Here is an 18,146-nt window from a genome sequence, read left to right as displayed (position 1 = left end):
GCCCCTTCAAAAATGCGTCAGAATGGCTTAGCTGGGTGGTGGGCAACGGCCGCTTCGATGCCGCTTCGACGACCTTGGAACCGCAATGACCTCCAACCAAGTGCCTCCCGTCACGGGTGAATTGCCCCCGGATGCCCCGCGCGGGCTGATGGCGCGTTTCCGCAACTATTTCCTGACCGGCCTGGTGGTGGCCGGGCCGGTTGCGATCACGCTCTATCTGACCTGGTGGTTCGTGAACTGGGTCGACAACCTGGTCCGGCCGTTCGTGCCCACGGCCTACCGGCCGGAGACCTATCTGCCGTTCGGGCTGCCCGGTTCCGGCCTGATCGTCGCCGTCATCGCGCTGACCTTGCTCGGCTTCCTCACCGCCAATCTGATCGGGCGGACCCTGGTCGATCTCGGCGAGCGGCTGCTCGGACGGATCCCTGCGGTGCGCGCGATCTATCGCGGTCTGAAGCAGGTGTTCGAGACGCTGTTCTCCGGCAACGGATCGAGCTTCCGCCGCGTCGGCCTGGTCGAGTTTCCCTCGCCCGGGATGTGGTCGATCGTGCTGATCTCGCAGGCGCCGAGCTCCGAGCTCGCGGCCAGCCTGCCCGGCGAGGAGGAGCACATCTCGGTGTTCCTGCCGTGCGCGCCGAACCCGACCACCGGATTCTTCTTCTACGTGCCGAGAAGCAAGATCATCGAGATCGAGATGAGCACCGAGGACGCCGCGACGCTGATCATGTCGGCCGGCGTGGTGCAGCCCGGCGCCAACGATCAGAAACAGCGCGCCGCGGCGCTCGCCGGCATGGCCAACGCCGCGCGCGTCGCCAACCAGGTCTCGTTGCAGCCGGCCACACAGCCCGCGCCGGCGAAGGTGGAGTAGGGGCCCAACTCCATCCCCGTCATTGCGAGGAGCGAAGCGACGAAGCAATCCATGGCTCCGCACATGCGGAACGATGGATTGCTTCGCTTCGCTCGCAATGACGGTGGGGTAAGGCCGGTGATCCTACTGCTAGATCAGCGCGTCGAAGAGGTCGTTCCAGTCAGGATTCAGCGCCTCGATCAGCGCAATCTTCTTCGCCCGGCTGCCAGCCTTGATCTGCTTCTCACGGGTGATCGCATCGTGCATGGTTTGGTGCAACTCATACCAGACCAGAATTTTGCAGCCGTACTTCGCTGAGAAACCCTTCACCAATCCCTCGCGATGTTCAAACGCACGCTTGGGCGGATTAGCGGTAACGCCCGTGTAAATGGTGCCGTGACGCTTGTTGGCGAAGAAGTAGACGCATGGTTGTTTCATGATGGCCCCCAGCCGCAAGCATACACCGTCATTGCGAGGAGCGGAGCGACGAAGCAATCCACGCTTCCGCATATGCGGAATAATGGATTGCTTCGCTTCGCTCGCAATGACGATTGGGGAATCACCCCGCGCCAATCAGCGGCACGGCCTCGTCGCGCTCATAGAGATAGAGCAGGCAGCGCAGTGCTTCGCCGCGTTCGCCGTTCAGCTTCGGATTGTCCTTCATGATCCGTAGCGCCTCATCGCGCGCCTGGGTGATGAGCTGGCCGTGCACCTCGGAGCGCGCGATGCGGTAGCCGGGCAGGCCGCTCTGGCGGATGCCGAGCACGTCGCCTTCGCCGCGCAGCTTCAGATCCTCCTCGGCGATCCGGAAGCCGTCCGTGGTCTCGCGGATCACCTTTAGCCGCGCCTTCGACATCTCGCCGAGCGGCTCCTTGTAGAGCAACAGGCAGGTCGAGGCCTCCGAGCCGCGGCCGATGCGGCCGCGCAGCTGATGCAGTTGCGCCAGCCCAAAGCGTTCGGCGTTCTCGATCACCATGATGGTCGCGGCCGGCACGTCGACGCCGACCTCAACGACGGTCGTTGCGACCAGCAAGCCGATCTCGTGCGCAGCGAATTGCGCCATCACGCGATCCTTCTCGGTGCCCTTCATCTGGCCATGCACCAGGCCGACGCGATCGCCGAACCGCTTCTGCAGGCTCTCGAAACGCTCGGTCGCGTTGGTGAGGTGCTCGGTGCCCTCGGCCTCGGATTCATCGACCAGCGGGCAGATCCAGTACACCAGCTTGCCGGCGCCGAGCGCGCGGCCGACGCCGTCCATGACATCCTCGATCCGGCTCATCGGCACCGCGCGGGTGTCGATCGGCTGGCGGCCGGCGGGCTTTTCGCGCAGCTCCGAGACGTCCATGTCGCCGAAATAGGTCAGCACCAGCGTGCGCGGGATCGGCGTCGCGCTCAGCACCAGCACGTCGACCGCCTCGCCTTTGGAGGTTAGCGCGAGCCGTTCGCGCACGCCGAAGCGATGCTGCTCGTCGACCACGGCGAGCGCCAGCGCCTTGTAGATCACGTCGTCCTGGATCAGCGCATGGGTGCCGACCAAGAGATCGATCTCGCCGGCTTCGAGCTGGGCCAGGAGCTCGCGGCGCTCCTTGCCCTTCTCGCGGCCGGTCAGGATGGCGACGCGCATGCCGGCGCGCTCGGCGAGCGGCGCGATGGTCTTGATGTGCTGACGCGCCAAAATTTCGGTCGGCGCCATCAGCGCGGCCTGCTTGCCGGCTTCGGCGACGGCAGCGGCTGCCAGCAGTGCGACCACGGTCTTGCCGGAACCGACATCGCCTTGCACGAGGCGCAGCATCCGCACCGGCTGGCGCAGATCCTCCGTGATCGCCGCGACCGCCTGCTGCTGCGATTTGGTCAGCGCATAGGGCAGGGCGTCGATGATCCGGTTGCGCAGATGGCCGTCGCCGGCATTGCGGACGCCGGCGGGACGGCGCAGCGTGGCGCGGATCAGCGCCAGCGCGAGCTGGCCGGCGAGCAGTTCGTCGAACGCAAGCCGCGACCAGAACGGGCCGTCGGGCAGGATGTCGGTCAATTCGACCGGAACATGGACGCGGGTCAGCGCCTCCCTGATCGGCGGGAAGTTGCAGCGGCGCAGCACCTCGGGACTGATCCACTCCGGCAGGTCCGGCAGCCTGGTCAGCGCCTGCGCGATGGCGCGGCGGAGCGAGCCGATCGCAAGCCCCTCGGTCAGCGGATAGACCGGGTCGATGCCGGACAGCTTTGCAAAGCCGGCTTCATCGATGACGCGGTCGGGATGAACGATCTGCGGGATGCCGTCATACATCGCCAGCGTGCCGGAGACGTAGCGCTTCTCGCCGACCGGCAGCAGCTTCTCGACATAGCCGGGCTGGGCGCGGAAGAAGGTCAGGACGACATCGCCGGTGTCGTCGTTGGCATAGACGAGATAGGGCGCGCGCGAATTGCGCGGCGGCGGCGGGCGATGGCGGTCGACGGTGACTTCCAGCGTGACCATGGTTCCGACCGCGGCGTCGCGGATCTTCGGCCGCGCGCGGCGATCGATCACGCTCGCCGGCAGGTGCAGCAGCAGATCCACCAGCCGCGGCGTCTCGCTGCGGTCGAGCAGATAGCGCAGCAGCTTGTCCTGCTTCGGGCCGACACCCTGGAGGGTCGTTACCTGGGCAAACAGCGGATTGAGCAGGCTGGGGCGCATCGGTGTCCTCGTACACACGACTCACGTCATGCGCGGGCTCCTGTCCTCGACTCGATCGAGGATGACCCGCGCATCCATCTTCAAAAGAGGATGGATTGCCGGGTCAAGCCCGGCAATCACGGCATGCGCCCAAAGCATCTCCAAAACGCGGCGAAAGAGGGCTGACATCGGCCGTTCCCATCGCTATATCAAGCCCCGCCCGGCACGTCCGGGCTTTTGGCGTTCGATGGATTCTTGAACATGACCGGATCGACACGATCGAGCAGCGGGCTCGATGACCGCCGCAAGCGGCTTTTGTTTCGCTGCTGGCATCGCGGCACCCGGGAGATGGACCTGATCCTCGGCCGCTTTGCCGATGCGACCATCGCGGACCTTTCCGACCAGGAGATTGGCGAGCTGGAGCACCTGATCGAGGTACCGGATCCCGACCTCTATGCCGCGCTGACCGGCGACAAGGTGCTGGCGGCCGAATATGCCACCGCGCTGTTTGCCCGCATCAAGGCGTTCCGGGTCGCGGATCCCAGCGCATGAAGCAGCCGATGAAATCGCCGGCCGCGATGCTCGCGCCCGGCCGGGTGCTGACCATCGCCAATGTCGCCGAGGGTGCTGAAGGGCTCGTCATCTCCGACCTGGCGCGCGCCATCGCCGCGCAGCCGAAGCGGCCGGCAGTCAGCCTCGCTGTGGTGTGCCGCGATGGCGCACGGATGCAGCAGCTTGGCCGCGCGCTGGAGTTCTTTGCGCCCGATATCGCCGTGATGCAGGTTCCGGCCTGGGACTGCCAGCCCTATGACCGCGTCTCGCCGCATTCGGGCATCCTGGCGCAGCGGCTCACCGCGCTGGCGAAGCTGCCGCGCCTGGTCGGCTCCGAGAAGCCCCTGATCGTGCTGACCACGGTGAACGCGGCCGTCCAGCGGGTGCCGGCGCGCGAGCAGGTCGCAGCGCAGGCGCTGTCCGTTGCGCCCGGCAACGTCGTGCCGATGGACTCCGTCGTGGCCTGGCTGGAGCACAACGGCTACACCCGCTCGTCGACCGTGCGCGAGCCCGGCGAATACGCCGTGCGCGGCGGCATCCTCGATCTGTTTCCGGCCGGCCTCGACCAGCCGGTGCGCTTCGACTTCTTCGGCGACTCTCTCGAATCGATCCGCACCTTCGATGCCGAGACCCAGCGCACGCTGCTCGATATGCGCGGGCTCGATCTCGTGCCGGTCTCCGAATTCCAGCTCACGACCGAAACCATCCGCCGTTTCCGCATGGGCTATGTCGCCGCGTTCGGCGCGCCGGAGCGCGACGACCAGCTCTATGAAGCGGTCTCCGAAGGACGGCGCCATCCCGGCATGGAGCACTGGCTGCCGCTGTTCCAGGAGCGGATGGACACGCTGTTCGACTATCTCGACGGCGCGACGATCGCGATCGAGCCGCAGGGCGAGGACGCCGCGCGCGAACGCTTCACGCAGATCGCCGATTACTACGACGCGCGGCGCGAGGCCCTGGAGCATCCCGGCAGCGGCGCGATCTACAAGCCGTTGCCGCCCGACAAGCTCTATTTGACCGAAGCCGAATGGACCAGGCTGCTCGGCGATGCACCGCTGGCGCGGCTGACGCCGTTCGCGGTTCCGGAAGGCCCGCCCGACGTGTTTGACGCCGGCGCGCGGCAGGGCCGCAATTTCGCGCCGGAGCGCGCCGACGGCAATGTCAACGTGTTCGAGGCCGTCGTGGGCCACATTGGCGCGTTGCAGTCGCAACGCAAGAAGGTCATCGTCGCGCTGTGGAGCGAGGGTTCGCGCGACCGCATGGGCGCGATGCTGCGCGACCACAAGCTGCTCAACACCACCAGCGTCAACACCTGGCGGATCGTGCAGGCCAGGCCGCGCAACGAGACCATGCTGGCCGTGCTCGGCATGGAATCCGGCTTCGAGACCGACGAATTCGCGGTCATCAGCGAGCAGGACATTCTCGGCGACCGCCTGGTGCGGCCGCGCAAGGCGAGCCGCAAGCTCGACAATTTCATCTCGGAGGTGACCAGCCTTGCGACCGGCGATCTCGTCGTTCACGTCGAGCACGGCATCGGCCGCTTCGTCGGCTTGCAGACGCTGGAAGTTTCCGGCGCGCCGCATGATTGCCTCGAGCTGCACTATGCGGCGGAGACCAAGCTGTTCCTGCCGGTCGAGAACATCGAGCTGCTGTCGCGCTACGGCTCCGACAGCGCCAATGTCGAACTCGATCGGCTCGGCGGTGGCGGCTGGCAGGCGCGCAAGGCGAAGCTGAAGAACCGCATTCGTCAGATCGCCGGCGAGCTGATCAAGATCGCCGCCGAGCGGCAGCTGCACGAGGCGCCGAAATTCCCGTTGCAGCCGCACGTCTATGACGAGTTCTGCGCGCGCTTCCCCTATGAGGAGACAGAGGATCAGTTAGGGGCCATCACCTCGACGTTGAACGACCTCGAGATCGGCCGCCCGATGGACCGCCTGATCTGCGGTGACGTCGGCTTCGGCAAGACCGAGGTGGCGCTGCGCGCAGCTTTTGCCGTGGCGCTGGAGGGCCGGCAGGTCGCGGTCGTGGTGCCGACCACGCTGCTGGCGCGTCAGCACTCACGGACCTTCACTGAGCGCTTCAAAGGCTTCCCGGTCAATGTCGCGCAGGCGTCGCGGCTGGTGTCGACCAAGGATTTGAACCAGACCAAGAAGGGGCTCGCCGACGGCAACGTCGACATCGTGGTCGGCACCCACGCGCTGCTCGGCAAGGCCATCAAGTTCAAGGACCTCGGCCTCCTGATCGTCGACGAGGAACAGCACTTCGGCGTCAGCCACAAGGAGCGGCTGAAGCAGCTGCGTGCCCAGGTCCATGTGCTGACGCTGTCGGCCACCCCGATCCCGCGCACGCTGCAACTGGCGCTGACCGGCGTGCGTGAGCTCTCGATCATCGCCTCGCCGCCGGTCGATCGCCTCGCGGTGCGGACCTTCGTCGCGCCGCACGATCCCTTGATGATCCGCGAGGCGCTATTGCGCGAACGCTACCGCGGCGGGCAGGCGTTCTACGTCGTGCCGCGGATCGAGGACCTCGCCGGCGTCAAGGATTTCCTCGACAAGAACGTGCCGGAGATGAAGGTCGCGGTCGCCCACGGCCAGATGCCGCCGACGGTGATCGAGGACATCATGTCCGCGTTCTACGACGGCAAATACGACATCCTGCTCTCGACCACGATCGTGGAATCCGGTCTCGATATCCCGAACGCCAACACGCTGATCGTGCACCGCGCCGACATGTTCGGTCTCGCCCAGCTCTACCAGCTGCGTGGCCGCGTCGGTCGCTCCAAGCTGCGCGCCTATGCGCTGTTCACCTTGCCGGCGCAGCAGAAGATCACCGCGCAGGCGGAGCGCCGGCTGAAGGTGCTGCAATCGCTGGAGACGCTGGGCGCCGGCTTCCAGCTCGCCTCGCACGACCTCGACATCCGCGGCGCCGGCAACCTGCTCGGCGAGGAGCAGTCCGGCCACATCAAGGAAGTCGGCTTCGAGCTGTACCAGTCGATGCTCGAAGAGGCGATCGTCAACCTCAAGGCCGGCGTCGCCGAGCCCGCCGCCGACCGCTGGTCGCCGCAGATCACGATCGGCATGCCGGTCCTGATCCCCGAGGACTACGTCAACGACCTGAGCGTGCGGCTGTCGCTTTATCGGCGCCTCGCCGATCTCGAGACCGACGACGAGATCGACAGTTTCGCCGCCGAGATGCGCGACCGCTTCGGCGTGCTGCCGGACGAGGTGCGCTATCTGTTCAAGGTCGCCGCGATCAAGGCCTACTGCCGCAGGGCCAATGTCGGGAAGGTCGATGCCGGCCCGAAGGGCGCCGTGATCGCGTTCCGCGACAACAGCTTCGCGCATCCGGAGCGGCTGGTGACCTTCATCCGCCAGCACGGCCAGGCCGCGAAGGTGCGGCCCGACATGAAGGTGGTGTTCTTCCAGGACTGGGATACGCCGGAAGAGCGGCTCGCCGGCACCACCGAGATCCTGCGCCAGCTCGCCAATCTCGCGGAGAGCAAGAAGGCGGCGTAGGCCGCCCCCCGGAGACGGGGATAGGCTCATGGCGAGCGAAGCGAGATATGAGCCGGCGTGGATGACGGTAGCGGCGCCCGCAGGTGTGGTGTGTCTATTCCATGTGGGCGGGCCGTCAGGGTCTGCGAGCGGGAGGCGCACCGGCGGGCTCGACGAGCGACTATACGGCTGCGCGGGCCCGAACTATTCTCAAATTGCTTTTCTGCTGATTGGGTCCGAAGAGCTTGGAGGCGAGCATGAGAACTCTGTTCGTCGCAGCGTTGCTTGCACTATCGGCGAGCAAGACTGCGGTTGCCTACTATTGCGAGGGCGGTCAACAGGCTGTTCCGCCAGCTGTCGCGGCCCGCATGGCGCTGCCGCTGTGCGGTGCAGCGGCCACGCAGCCATGGGGGCCAAACGGTTGCCAGCTCTGTGACCCGCGGAACGTCTATCCAAGTCCGTTTGGTCCCGATGCTGGGCTACGACCAGTGTTCACCCGGGCACCCGCTAAGCCGCCGTCCGGTTACTGATTCCCCGGTGATTTGCTGACGATACTCGAAAGATCTGCGACCTTATAAGGTGGCGTATTGCTTGTTACGACGCCGCGCGCTCCGGCGTCCCGAACAAGCGCCCCAACAGGGAAATCGCGGAGTCACCCGGCATCAGCGTTGCGACGCTGACGGCGGGCTCGGAGCGGACGTCGCGGCGGCCGTTCTGGGTGTGGCGCATCACGCTGGCCAATCGCCGCGTGATCGCCTGCGCGTTGCGCAGATCGGTGCCGGCGAAGGCCACGACGAGTGAGCGGTCGTCATGCACGGCGCCGAAATCGGTCTGGCGCATCAGCCGGCTGATGATCCGCGCGCCATCGAATTGCGCGCGCGGTTGCGTGTTGTCGAAGGTGAACCGCGCCACCGAGAGCGCGCCGCCGCGTTCCGCGGTCTGGTAGACAGCGGTCGCGAAGTCGCGCTCGAACGCTGCCTTGGTGAGCAGGCCGGTGCGGGGATCGATCAGGCCCTTGGCGTCAATCGCCTTGAGCATGCGGCCGAGCCGCGCCTCGAAGGCATGCTGGCGGATCATGGGCAACACCATGTCGCCGACGCGTGTCGGCCCGGCCGTGACGATCTCGAGATTGGGCAGCTCGTAACGCGGTGTCAGCTCACCAGAGGCGACGATCACCGGCAACGGACGGAAGCGAACATCCTCGGTCAGCACCGTCAGGAACGCATCCATCACGCGCGGGGTGAAGCCTTCGGCCAGCACGATGCCGTCGATGTCACGGTTGGAGAGATGTTTTGCAGCCGCCTCGATGCTCAGCGCACCAACCACGCCGGCGCGTTCGCCGAGCGCGACCGACAGGGCCGGGTAGGCGCCGCCGCGACCGATCAGGAGCGCGGTGGCCTCTCCGACCGGATCGATATCGGACAAAGCGATCGGTGCGGGCGGCACCAGGCGACGCATCACGGTCGCATGCAAGGCGCGAACGCGTAAGGACGCGTTGAGCCGGGCGAGCAGGCGATCCGGCATGCCCTTGTGCTGGAAGAACGCGATCACGGTGTCGGGCAGGGTGGTCGCGGGATCGACCGCGATCAGCGGCAGATAGGGTGCGCGGGCGGCAGCGCGCTTGGCCAGGCCCGCCAGGGTGACGAAGTCGACGCCCTCGGCGGCCGCGATGATCGCTGCCGGCTTGACGTGCTCAATGGCCCGTCCGGCCTCGTTCCAGTCGGTGACCACGACCGGGAACAGTTTTGTCTCATCGAGGACAGCGGCGAACGACGGCTTTGTCGACGCCGATACGATGAGGACCGGACCTTGTTGAGACATTCGAACGCTCGAAACCAATGCTTAAGATCTGCAAACGGTTACGATGCTAGTTGGCATGGCTTAATGCGGCGTCAACACAATGCTAAGACTAACGCAATGATAAGATTTTAAGGCATTCCGGTGCCGCTGCGGTCGCGAAATGCTTCGACCATCAACGGGTTAAGCCCAAGTTCTGTCAGGGCGTCGCGGGCCCGCGCATTGTCCTGAGCGCGTCCGGCCAGCCGGTGGCCGCTCAGGCGGTCGGGCAGTGCCGTCAACAATGCGCCCTGGCCGAGGCGGCGCGACCACTCCTGCAGCTCCTGGGCAAGAAAGCGGTAGCCGCCGACCGTCATGACCCCCGACGGCGGGGCGGTGATGTTGACGGCGCCGGTCGCGCGGTCGATCCGAGCGGCATATTCGGTGTCGACGTAATCACGTGGCGGTGGCGCAATCAGGTTGTCGCCCGGCGGCGGCGGCGGCGCATAGGCGGCGACCGGCACCATCGGGCCGCGCAAGCCGAGCGTGCCCTTCGGGGTCAGCAGGATCTCGCCGGCGATCGATGCGCCGGCAGCCTCGCGCGGCGCGCTGTGCGGACCGGGCTTGATCGGGGCCGGTGATCCATCCTCGGCGTTACGGCGGGCGCCGAACAGCCCGGCCTCGCCGAACAGATAGACGTCGGTCATGGTCACCCGCCGCGACCTCCAGTGCGCACTGGAGGCGACCTGCTCCGGCGTCCGCCAGAGGCCGATCGCGTTGCGCAACGTGGGCAGGCGCTCCGACAGGCCGCACTCGTCGAGCCGCAGCGCGAGCTGCGCCGGCACGATCAGCGTGTCGCAGCCGTGATCGTTGAACTGGGTTTCGAACGCTTCCTCGTCGAACGGGTGATGCATGACGAGCGTTCCGCCCGACAGCAGCCAGGTCACCAGCGACGAGCAGATGCCGGCAAACGACATCGGCGCGAATGCCGACATGATAGTCGCGCCCTGTGCCAGATCGCTCTCCAGCGACATCGCGAGCCCGCCGGCGATCAGACCGAAATGCGCGCGCGGCACCGGACGAAAACCCTCGCTGGTGACGTCGAAGGAGATCAGCGCCGGCTTGCGGCCGTCCTGGATCATCGGGCGCGAGGTCCGGGAGTCCTGCAGGATCGCGTCATCGAGCGAAGCCATGCCTTCGGGCAGATCGCTCCCGAAGCCGCAGACATGGCGGATCGAAAAGGCTTCCGCCGCGGCGTTCATGGCGATGTCGGCGTAGGAGACGCCGTCGATCCTGCCGCAGGTGACGATCGCCCGCGCCGCGGTGCGGTTGAGGACGGACGTCAGCTCGGCCTGCCGCCACAGCAGCGGCAACGGCGCCACCACGAGGCCGACCCGATGGGCGGCGAGCACCGTCAGGGCGAATTCGATCGTCGAGGGAAGCTGAACCGCGATCACGGTATTGGCCGGCAATCCACTCTCGACGAAGTGGGCGGCGATCGCCGAGATCGCGCGGTCGGCCTGAGCATAAGTCAGGCGCTTGCGGGTCTGTCCGGTGACGCGTTGCTTGTTGATCGGGTCGACCAGCGCCAGCGCCTCGGGCTGCCGCGCCAAAGTGCGCTTGAACAGCGTATCGAGCGTGGGCGAGGTGATCGACTGATTCACAGGTTCAACGTCGGTTGCATCGCTTCGATCAGACCGGACCATGCCGCGTGGGGTCGCAAATCACTGGTAGCTCAACTTGGCAGCTCAATTGGATTGCGCGCCGGGCTTCTGCCACCAAGTCTCCGGCAGGTAGCCCGTCAACGCCGTGGCCGAAGGCCGTTCTATCCGATTCCAGCGCGCGATCCATTGCTCTCCCAAGTTAAATAGGGGGATAGCGTAGAAGCCGGACATCAGGGCCCGGTCCAGCGCCCGCACCGCCGAGACGAAGGCTGGCCGCTCCCGCGTCGCGAGCAGCGCGGCGATCGTGGCGTCGATGGCCGGATCCCTGGCGCCCATGTAGTTGCGGGTGCCCGGCACATCGGCGGCCTGGCTGCCCCAATAGAACCACTGCTCGTTGCCCGGCGACAGCGACTGGTCCCAGCGAATGGGGATCATGTCGAAATCATAGGCGACCCGGCGCTGCTCGAACTGCACCGCGTCGACCACCCGGACCGCGGCGTCGATGCCGGCCCGCTTCAGGTCGCGCTGATAGGCGAGGGCGATCCGCTCATGCTCGCGGGTCGTCACCAGGATCTCGATCCGGAGCGGCGTCCCCGTCGAGCGCTGCTTCAGCACCGTGCCGTCGAGCGCGTAGCCGGCGTCCGACAGGAGCTTGAGCGCGTCGCGAAGGATGGTGCGGTCGCGGCCTGAGCCGTCGGTCTCGGGGAGGCGATAGCGGCCCTCGAGAATGTCGGGCGCGATATGCGACAGATACGGCTTCAGGAGCTCGCGCTCGCGGTCATCGGCCGGGCGGCCGTAGGCCGACAATTCCGAGCCGGCGAAATAGCCGCCGGCGCGCGAGTAGAGTCCAAAATAGTAATTGCGGTTGATCCATTCGAAATCGAACAGCATCAGCAGCGCTTGGCGCACCCTGACGTCGGCAAACTTCGGCCGCCTGGTGTTGAACACCAGGAATTCGGACGGATCGGGCGTGCCGATCTTGATGGTGTCGCGGATCACTTCGCCGTTGTTCGCTGCGGGGAAGTCGTAGCCGTCATGCCAGCGCAGCGGCTCGGGCTCGGTCCTGAAGTCATAGAGGCCGCGCTTGAACGCCTCGAACTGGCCATTGGCGTCGCGGTAGTAATCGAGCCTGATCTCGTCGAAATTCCAGAGGCCGCGGTTCACCGGGAGGTCGCGCCCCCAGTATTCCGGATTGCGGGTGAAGGTCACGCTGGTACCGGGCTTGACCGCCGTCACGCGGTACGGGCCGGAGCCGATCGGCGGCGCCAACGTCGTCTCTTCAAACTTGGAGACGTCGGTGGCGTGGCGCGGCAGGATCGGCATCAGGCCGAGGATCAGCGGCAATTCGCGGTCCGCAACGCCGCCGAAATCGAACCGCACCGTGAGCGGGTCGAGCACCTCGGCCTTTGCGACTTTCGAATAATACTGGTGATGCAGCGGACGGCCGTGATCGCGCAGCAGCTCGAGCGAGAACACCACGTCGTCGGCCGTGACCTCGTGCCCGTCGGAGAAGCGCGCGCGAGGATCGAGGCGGAATGTCACATAGCTTCTGGCATCGTCGGTCTCGACGCTGCGGGCGAGCAGGCCGTACAGCGTAAAGGGCTCGTCATTGTTCCGCACCAACAGGCTTTCGTAGACATAGCCGCGCTCATAGGCGTAGCCCCGGAGCTGCTGCACGGCGAGACCCCTGACAATCAATGGATTGAGGCTGTCGAAGGTGCCCTCCCGGGGGCTCAGGACAAGACGGCCGCCCTTGGGGGCGTCCGGATTGGCATAGGGCAGGTGGCTAAAGTCAGCAGGCAGCGCGGGTGCGCCGTGCATCGCGATGGCGTGGCTCTCGGTGGCGGCCGCAGGGGCAAGTGCGGTCGTCAGGAATCCCAGGATGGATGCCAGGACAAGCCAGATGGCGGCCGACGCGGTGCGCCAAACGTGACCGGGAACACGTGCATGAGGCGCCGGATTTGATTCGCGAAACGTCACGCCCAAAGGTTTATCACAGGGCGCTGAAACTCGCCGTGACAGGTGCGCAAATGCGCTTGTCGGCATTGATCTTTCCGCGCGCCGCTGTATTGAAGGCGTGCAATTCGAGGGCGGGAACGCCTGTCACGTATCCGCCTCAATTGACTAGGAGACAGCCGCCCAAACGGCTATGTGTCGGCGCCTGCAGCGGTTTCGGGCGCTGCCGTTCAGAAAGGGTTTTCCGCAATGAATTTCCGTATCTTGGCCGCCCCGGTCCGGCCGCATGGGCGAATTGTTGCCCTGATGGCGGCGACGGCATTCTCTGCAGCGCTCCTGGTTCCTGCCGCTCAGGCCCAGCAGCCGGCAGCGCCGGCGCCTGCGGCACCGAAGGCTGCGCCCAAGGCGGCACCCAAGGCAGCTCCGAAGGCGCCGGCTCCGGCAGCCCAGGCACCGGCCGCCCAAGCACCGGCCGCAGGTCAGGCGCCCGCCGCGGCCGCCCAGCCGCCCCAGGATCAGCAGATCCAGCTGATCTACGCCCCCTGGACCAAGTTCTGCCTGAAGGGCCAGGAAGCCAACGCCAAGCAGGTTTGCTTCACCGGCAAGGACGGCCGCATCGAGTCGGGCCAGCCCGTCATTGCCGCCGTGATCATCGAGCCGGAAGGCGAGCCGAAGAAGATCCTGCGCGTCACGCTGCCGCTCGGCATGCAGCTGGTTCACGGCACCCGCATCATCGTCGACGGCAACCCGCCGCAGCAGGCGCCCTATGTGATCTGCTTCCAGAACGGCTGCATGTCCGACTATGAAGCAACCCCCGAACTGATCGCCAATATGAAGAAGGGCCAGAACCTCGTGGTCCAGGCGATCAATTCCAACGGCGCGCCGCTGACGCTGCCGCTGCCGCTCAACACCGAATTCGCCAAGGCCTATGACGGCCCGCCGACCGATCCGAAGGTGTTCGAGGAAAACTCGAAGAAGCTGCAGGAAGAGCTGCAGAAGCGCGCCGAAGAACAGCGCAAGAAGCTGGAAGGCGCGGGCGGTGGTGCCGCTCCGGCGGCTCCGGCCAATCCGGCGGCCAAGTAACAACGTCGATCGCGCGTTCAAGAAATCGCGAGATCATCGCAAGCAAAGGGCGCCCGCAAGGGCGCCTTTTTTTGTCATGCGAAACAGACTGGCTGATGGCAGCCTGCCGCGCTGGTGATCGTCCCTATCGTGTGCGATGGTCGCGCAAGGCAAATCGATCGCGCCAAGCTGCATCGTCATTGCCTTGTCCGGACAAGTCCGGCGTCGAAGCACAATCATAAATCCGTCACGGGAGGCCAGACGAAAGCGCGGAACGCGCGCCTTCGATGCGCAAATGCGCGCGTGGTTCGCTGCGAACCCTGGCCGCTGTGCGGAAGCCTGATGGCGCGATGCGCACGGACCTTGCCTGGGTCGCAAGCCCGTCCGTCGTTCGCATTCATGGAAGTCTCCCAATGTCCCAGCGAGTCAACACGCAGCGGCGGGAACCGCTTTCCCGGCGTTCGGAGCAGCCGAGCGGCCGTGCTTCGGTCGATGCTGGCGGGCGCCTCAACCAGGACAACGCCCCCGGGAGCTTTCATCCGGGCATCGTTCATCTCGCGCTGGCGATGGGCGGGTTCGCGATCGGCATCGCCGAATTCGCGACCATGAGCCTGCTGCCGTTCTTCGCCCACGATCTGCACATCAGCGAGCCCCAGGCCGGCCACGCGATCAGCGCTTACGCGCTCGGCGTCGTGGTGGGCGCGCCCGTGATCGCCGTGCTGTCGGCGCGCATGACGCGGCGGACGCTGCTGATCGCGCTGATGGGCTTCTTTGCGCTGATGAACGGGCTCTCCGGGCTCGCGCCCGACTATCACACCATGCTCGTGCTGCGCTTCCTCGCGGGGCTGCCGCACGGCGCCTATTTCGGCATCGCCATGCTGGTCGCGGCATCGCTGGTCCCGATCGACAAGCGCACCGCGGCGGTCGGCCGCGTGCTGCTCGGCCTCACCATTGCGACGACGATCGGCGTTCCGCTGGCAAATGGCGTCGGGCAGGCGATCGGCTGGCGCTGGGCATTCGCGATCGTTGCCGGCCTCGCGCTCCTGACCGCCATCCTGGTCCTGATCTTCGCGCCGCGTGACGTCGCCGACAGCAATGCGAGCCCGTTGCGCGAGCTCTCGGCGCTCGGGCGCAAGCATGTCTGGCTGACGCTCGCGATCGGCGCGATCGGGTTCGGCGGACTGTTCTCGGTCTACACGTATCTGGCGTCGACCATGCTGGCAGTGACGCACACCTCGCCCGCGCTGGTGCCCGTCACGCTCTGCGTGTTCGGCGCCGGTCTCACCGCCGGCAACATCATCGTGCCGCGCTTTGCCGACCGCGCGCTGATGGCAACCGCGGGCGGCCTCTTGCTGTGGTCGGCCGCGACGCTGGCGCTGTATCCGCTGGCGGCGGCCAATGTCTGGACGCTGAGTGCCGACGTGTTCCTGATCGGGCTGGGTGGCGCGCTTGCCACCGTGTTGCAGACCCGGCTGATGGATGTCGCGGGCGAAGCCCAGAGCCTCGCCGCTGCGCTCAACCATTCCGCCTTCAACGTCGCCAATGCGCTGGGGCCGTGGCTCGGCGGAATGGCCGTTGCAGCCGGCTACGGCTGGACCTCGACCGGCCTCGTCGGCGCCGGACTGGCGCTGGCGGGTTTTGCGGTCTGGGCGATTGCGGCGGCGCTGGCCGCGCGTGAGGGGGTATGAGCAGGCCGGAAGCCGCGCCGTCGCGTCCGTCGCCGGACAGACGCCGCGCGTCAGTTCAGCGAGGGATTGCGCGGACGGTAGCCGCCCGACTTGTCCTTGATGAAGATCTCCGCCACCTGCGAGTGCCGGATCGGCTCGCCGGAATCGTCGGGCAGCAGGTTCTGCTCGGACACATAGGCGACGTACTCGGTCTCCGAGTTTTCCGCGAGCAGATGATAGAACGGCTGGTCCTTGTGCGGCCGCATGTCCTCGGGGATCGACAGCCACCATTCCTCGGTGTTGTTGAACTCCGGGTCGATATCAAAAATCACGCCCCGGAAGGAGAACACCCGGTGACGGACGATCTGCCCGATCTGAAACTTGGCGGTGCGCGCTTTGATCATGGTTCGTCGATAGACCAACATTGTGGCCGATGCTAGGGGCTAAGCCTCGAATTAACCCCCGGTTTACCGATTCTAGCCGGTGCAAAACGACCCGAAATCCGGCCGAGAAACTACTTTCAGAATGATCGATATCCTCAATCTGGCGTTGCCGTATTTCGGCTTGATCTTCATCGGCTACGCATGCGGAAAAGCCAAGGGTTTGCCCGAGAGCGGGCTCGCCTGGATGAATTTCTTCCTGCTTTACGTTTCGTTGCCGGCGCTGCTGTTCGGGATCATGTCGAAGACACCGTTCGCCGAGTTGAACAACCCGCCATTCCTGATCGCCACCACGCTCGGAACCGTCATCGCGTTCTTCCTGTCGATGGTCGCAGGCAGACTGATCGGAGGGCTGTCGCTGCGCGAGGCCACGCTTGCGGGTCTGTCGGGCGCCTACGGCAATATCGGCTACATGGGCCCTGGCCTCGCGCTCGCCGTGCTCGGCGCCAAGGCGGCGGCTCCGACGGCGCTGATCTTCTGCTGCGACAGCATCTTCCTGTTCTCGATCGTGCCGCTCCTGATCGAACTCACCGACCGCGACCATCCCTCGCTGCTGCACGCGTTCGGCGTGGTGCTGCGGCAGATCGTGCAGAACCCGCTGATCATGTCGGCGGTGTTCGGGGCGCTGGTGGCGGCGTTTCATATCCCGATTCCGGTCGCGCTCGACCGCACCATCCAGTTCCTGCAAAACGCCGCCGCGCCGACGGCGCTGTTCGTGCTCGGCATCACCGTGGCGCTGCGGCCGTTCAAGCGGGTGCCGTGGGAGGTGCCGGGCGTGGTTGCGATCAAGCTTCTGGTCCATCCGCTGCTGGCCTTCGGACTGATGCTGCTGTTCGGTCCGTTCGCGCAGCCCTGGGCTGCGACCGCGGTGCTGATGGCCTCGCTGCCGCCGGCGCTCAATGTGTTCGTGATCGCGCGCCAGAACGACACCTGGATCGAGCCGGCATCGGTCGCGGTGCTGATCGGCACCTTCGCCTCGGTGGTCACGCTGACCAGCGTGATGTGGTTCATCCAGAGCGGACGGCTGGTGTTTCCGTAGGACAGGTAGTGGCTATCGCCGCCATGACGGCGCGAGGCCCTCGCGCATTGCCAGCCGCCGCAGCGGGCCGAAGGCGCCGAGCAGATGCAGGCCGGCAGCACGCGCCGTCTGCACGCCCAGGAAATCGCTTAGTAGCGACCGGTTGGCTATATCGATCGCCCAGGTCCGGCTGGCGACATCCGGACGCCGTGCCGCCTGGTAGCGCGACAGCACATTCGGCGCGCCGGGATCCTCGCCGCGGCCGATCGCCTGGCCTGTGATCTCGGCGATATCGGCGGCATCGCGCAGCCCCATGTTGAGCCCCTGCGCACCGATCGGCGGCAGCACATGGGCGGATTCCCCGACCAGCGCGATCCGGTCCTTGGCGAATTGCCGGGGCCGCTCGATGGCGAGCGGAAACACGTGACGGCCGCCCTGGACCTCGACACGGCCGAGAATCGAATGCGACTGTCGCTCGGCCGCATCGGATAATTCGTCATCGCCAAGCGCCTTCAGCCGTTCGGCCTCCCTGGGCGCCGAGACCCAGACCACGCTGCTCCGGTTGCCGCTGAGCGGCACGAACACGCAGGGGCCATGCTCGGTGTGAAACTCGGTCGAGATGTTGTTGTGCGGCCGGGTATGGGTGATGTTGAAGGTGAGGGCGGATTGGCCGAGTTCGCGGCTGACCACCTCGATGCCGGCGGCCTCGCGCGAGAGTGAATTGCGTCCGTCGGCGCCGACCACGAGCCGGGCCGAGAGCGTCTGGCCCTGCCGCGTCACCACGGTGACCGCAGCCTCGTCCGGCTGCACCGAGGCGGCCTCGTCGTCGAACCGCGTCAGCGCCGCCATCTCGCCGGCGCGGTCCTCGAGGGCTGCGACCAGCGAACGATTGTCGATGTTGAAGCCGAACTGCTCGCGGCCGATCTCCTCGGAGGAGAACCGCACCTCCGGCGCGCGGATCAGGCGGCCGGTGTCGTCGACGAGGCGCATGGTCTTGAGCGCCGCGGCTCTTTCGCTGCAGCG

14 protein-coding genes are annotated in these 18,146 nt (G+C 66.3%); 6 read left to right on the top strand and 8 right to left on the bottom strand.

What is annotated here, in order from left to right:
* The first annotated feature begins 85 nt into the window (after window positions 1-85).
* Window positions 86-868, top strand: a complete 783-nt coding sequence (locus tag Q0030_RS03600; RefSeq protein ID WP_298363244.1) for a DUF502 domain-containing protein — start codon at window positions 86-88, stop codon at window positions 866-868.
* 129 nt (window positions 869-997) lie between these two features.
* Here Q0030_RS03600 and Q0030_RS03595 read toward each other — a convergent pair whose 3' ends face one another.
* The 3 genes from Q0030_RS03595 to Q0030_RS03585 all read right to left on the bottom strand — a co-directional run bounded on the left by Q0030_RS03595 (window position 998) and on the right by Q0030_RS03585 (window position 3,683).
* A complete protein-coding gene (locus tag Q0030_RS03595; RefSeq protein WP_298363243.1) occupies window positions 998-1,285 on the bottom strand; it encodes a GIY-YIG nuclease family protein in 288 nt (95 codons plus the stop codon).
* Window positions 1,286-1,406: 121 nt separating this feature from the next.
* Complete coding sequence (recG, locus tag Q0030_RS03590; protein WP_298363242.1) at window positions 1,407-3,515, bottom strand: ATP-dependent DNA helicase RecG; 2,109 nt, start codon at window positions 3,513-3,515, stop codon at window positions 1,407-1,409.
* Window positions 3,516-3,536: 21 nt separating this feature from the next.
* Window positions 3,537-3,683: a hypothetical protein gene (locus Q0030_RS03585; protein WP_298363241.1), complete on the bottom strand. Its 147-nt coding sequence runs from the start codon at window positions 3,681-3,683 to the stop codon at window positions 3,537-3,539.
* A gap of 72 nt (window positions 3,684-3,755) precedes the next feature.
* Between Q0030_RS03585 and Q0030_RS03580 the strand changes: the two genes are divergently transcribed.
* Together Q0030_RS03580 and mfd are read left to right on the top strand one after the other, a co-directional pair.
* Window positions 3,756-4,046 carry a succinate dehydrogenase assembly factor 2 gene (locus tag Q0030_RS03580; RefSeq protein WP_298363240.1) on the top strand — a complete coding sequence of 97 codons (291 nt, stop codon included), beginning with the start codon at window positions 3,756-3,758 and terminating at the stop codon, window positions 4,044-4,046.
* Complete coding sequence (gene mfd, locus Q0030_RS03575) at window positions 4,043-7,561, top strand: transcription-repair coupling factor (RefSeq protein WP_298363239.1); 3,519 nt, start codon at window positions 4,043-4,045, stop codon at window positions 7,559-7,561. Before Q0030_RS03580 ends, mfd begins: the two co-directional genes overlap by 4 nt.
* Window positions 7,562-8,134: 573 nt before the next feature.
* Here mfd and Q0030_RS03570 read toward each other — a convergent pair.
* From Q0030_RS03570 to Q0030_RS03560, 3 genes are all read right to left on the bottom strand, one after another.
* Window positions 8,135-9,361: a GGDEF domain-containing protein gene (locus tag Q0030_RS03570; RefSeq protein ID WP_298363238.1), complete on the bottom strand. Its 1,227-nt coding sequence runs from the start codon at window positions 9,359-9,361 to the stop codon at window positions 8,135-8,137.
* Between the two features lie 107 nt (window positions 9,362-9,468).
* Window positions 9,469-10,980: an AMP-binding protein gene (locus tag Q0030_RS03565; RefSeq protein WP_298363237.1), complete on the bottom strand. Its 1,512-nt coding sequence runs from the start codon at window positions 10,978-10,980 to the stop codon at window positions 9,469-9,471.
* A gap of 84 nt (window positions 10,981-11,064) precedes the next feature.
* Complete coding sequence (locus Q0030_RS03560; protein ID WP_298364545.1) at window positions 11,065-12,801, bottom strand: extracellular solute-binding protein; 1,737 nt, start codon at window positions 12,799-12,801, stop codon at window positions 11,065-11,067.
* A gap of 384 nt (window positions 12,802-13,185) precedes the next feature.
* Here Q0030_RS03560 and Q0030_RS03555 point away from each other — a divergent pair, with 384 nt between their 5' ends.
* Entirely contained in the window at window positions 13,186-14,019 is an 834-nt protein-coding gene (locus Q0030_RS03555) for an invasion associated locus B family protein (protein WP_298363236.1), read from the top strand.
* Between the two features lie 392 nt (window positions 14,020-14,411).
* Window positions 14,412-15,686, top strand: coding sequence for an MFS transporter (locus Q0030_RS03550; RefSeq protein ID WP_298363235.1), 1,275 nt, complete (start codon window positions 14,412-14,414; stop codon window positions 15,684-15,686).
* Window positions 15,687-15,736: 50 nt separating this feature from the next.
* Here Q0030_RS03550 and hspQ read toward each other — a convergent pair whose 3' ends face one another.
* Window positions 15,737-16,069 (bottom strand): heat shock protein HspQ, encoded by a 333-nt coding sequence (hspQ, locus tag Q0030_RS03545; protein ID WP_050406639.1) that lies wholly within the window; start codon window positions 16,067-16,069, stop codon window positions 15,737-15,739.
* A 121-nt stretch (window positions 16,070-16,190) separates the two neighbouring features.
* Here hspQ and Q0030_RS03540 point away from each other — a divergent pair, with 121 nt between their 5' ends.
* The gene (locus Q0030_RS03540) at window positions 16,191-17,144 is read left to right on the top strand and encodes an AEC family transporter (protein WP_298363234.1); all 954 of its coding nucleotides are present in this window, start codon (window positions 16,191-16,193) and stop codon (window positions 17,142-17,144) included.
* A gap of 12 nt (window positions 17,145-17,156) precedes the next feature.
* Here the strand turns inward: Q0030_RS03540 and Q0030_RS03535 are convergent.
* On the bottom strand, window positions 17,157-18,146 hold a 990-nt coding region (locus tag Q0030_RS03535; protein WP_298363233.1), incomplete at its 5' end, for a UbiH/UbiF family hydroxylase.

The organism is uncultured Bradyrhizobium sp. (assembly GCF_947648125.1).
In the GTDB taxonomy this organism is placed as follows: Bacteria; Pseudomonadota; Alphaproteobacteria; order Rhizobiales; family Xanthobacteraceae; genus Bradyrhizobium.
The sequence above is the reverse complement of the archived record's forward strand: the minus strand, read 5'-3'. Positions and strand labels throughout refer to the sequence as shown.

Excerpts from the sequence above, each read along its gene's own strand:
- Q0030_RS03585 (WP_298363241.1), bottom strand. The coding sequence starts at position 3,683 with ATGTCAGCCCTCTTTCGCCGCGTTTTGGAGATGCTTTGGGCGCATGCC.
- recG (WP_298363242.1), bottom strand. The coding sequence starts at position 3,515 with ATGCGCCCCAGCCTGCTCAATCCGCTGTTTGCCCAGGTAACGACCCTC.
- Q0030_RS03580 (WP_298363240.1), top strand. The coding sequence starts at position 3,756 with ATGACCGGATCGACACGATCGAGCAGCGGGCTCGATGACCGCCGCAAG.
- mfd (WP_298363239.1), top strand. The coding sequence starts at position 4,043 with ATGAAGCAGCCGATGAAATCGCCGGCCGCGATGCTCGCGCCCGGCCGG.
- Q0030_RS03550 (WP_298363235.1), top strand. The coding sequence starts at position 14,412 with ATGTCCCAGCGAGTCAACACGCAGCGGCGGGAACCGCTTTCCCGGCGT.
- Q0030_RS03595 (WP_298363243.1), bottom strand. The coding sequence starts at position 1,285 with ATGAAACAACCATGCGTCTACTTCTTCGCCAACAAGCGTCACGGCACC.
- hspQ (WP_050406639.1), bottom strand. The coding sequence starts at position 16,069 with ATGATCAAAGCGCGCACCGCCAAGTTTCAGATCGGGCAGATCGTCCGT.
- Q0030_RS03600 (WP_298363244.1), top strand. The coding sequence starts at position 86 with ATGACCTCCAACCAAGTGCCTCCCGTCACGGGTGAATTGCCCCCGGAT.
- Q0030_RS03540 (WP_298363234.1), top strand. The coding sequence starts at position 16,191 with ATGATCGATATCCTCAATCTGGCGTTGCCGTATTTCGGCTTGATCTTC.
- Q0030_RS03560 (WP_298364545.1), bottom strand. The coding sequence starts at position 12,801 with ATGCACGGCGCACCCGCGCTGCCTGCTGACTTTAGCCACCTGCCCTAT.
- Q0030_RS03570 (WP_298363238.1), bottom strand. The coding sequence starts at position 9,361 with ATGTCTCAACAAGGTCCGGTCCTCATCGTATCGGCGTCGACAAAGCCG.
- Q0030_RS03555 (WP_298363236.1), top strand. The coding sequence starts at position 13,186 with ATGAATTTCCGTATCTTGGCCGCCCCGGTCCGGCCGCATGGGCGAATT.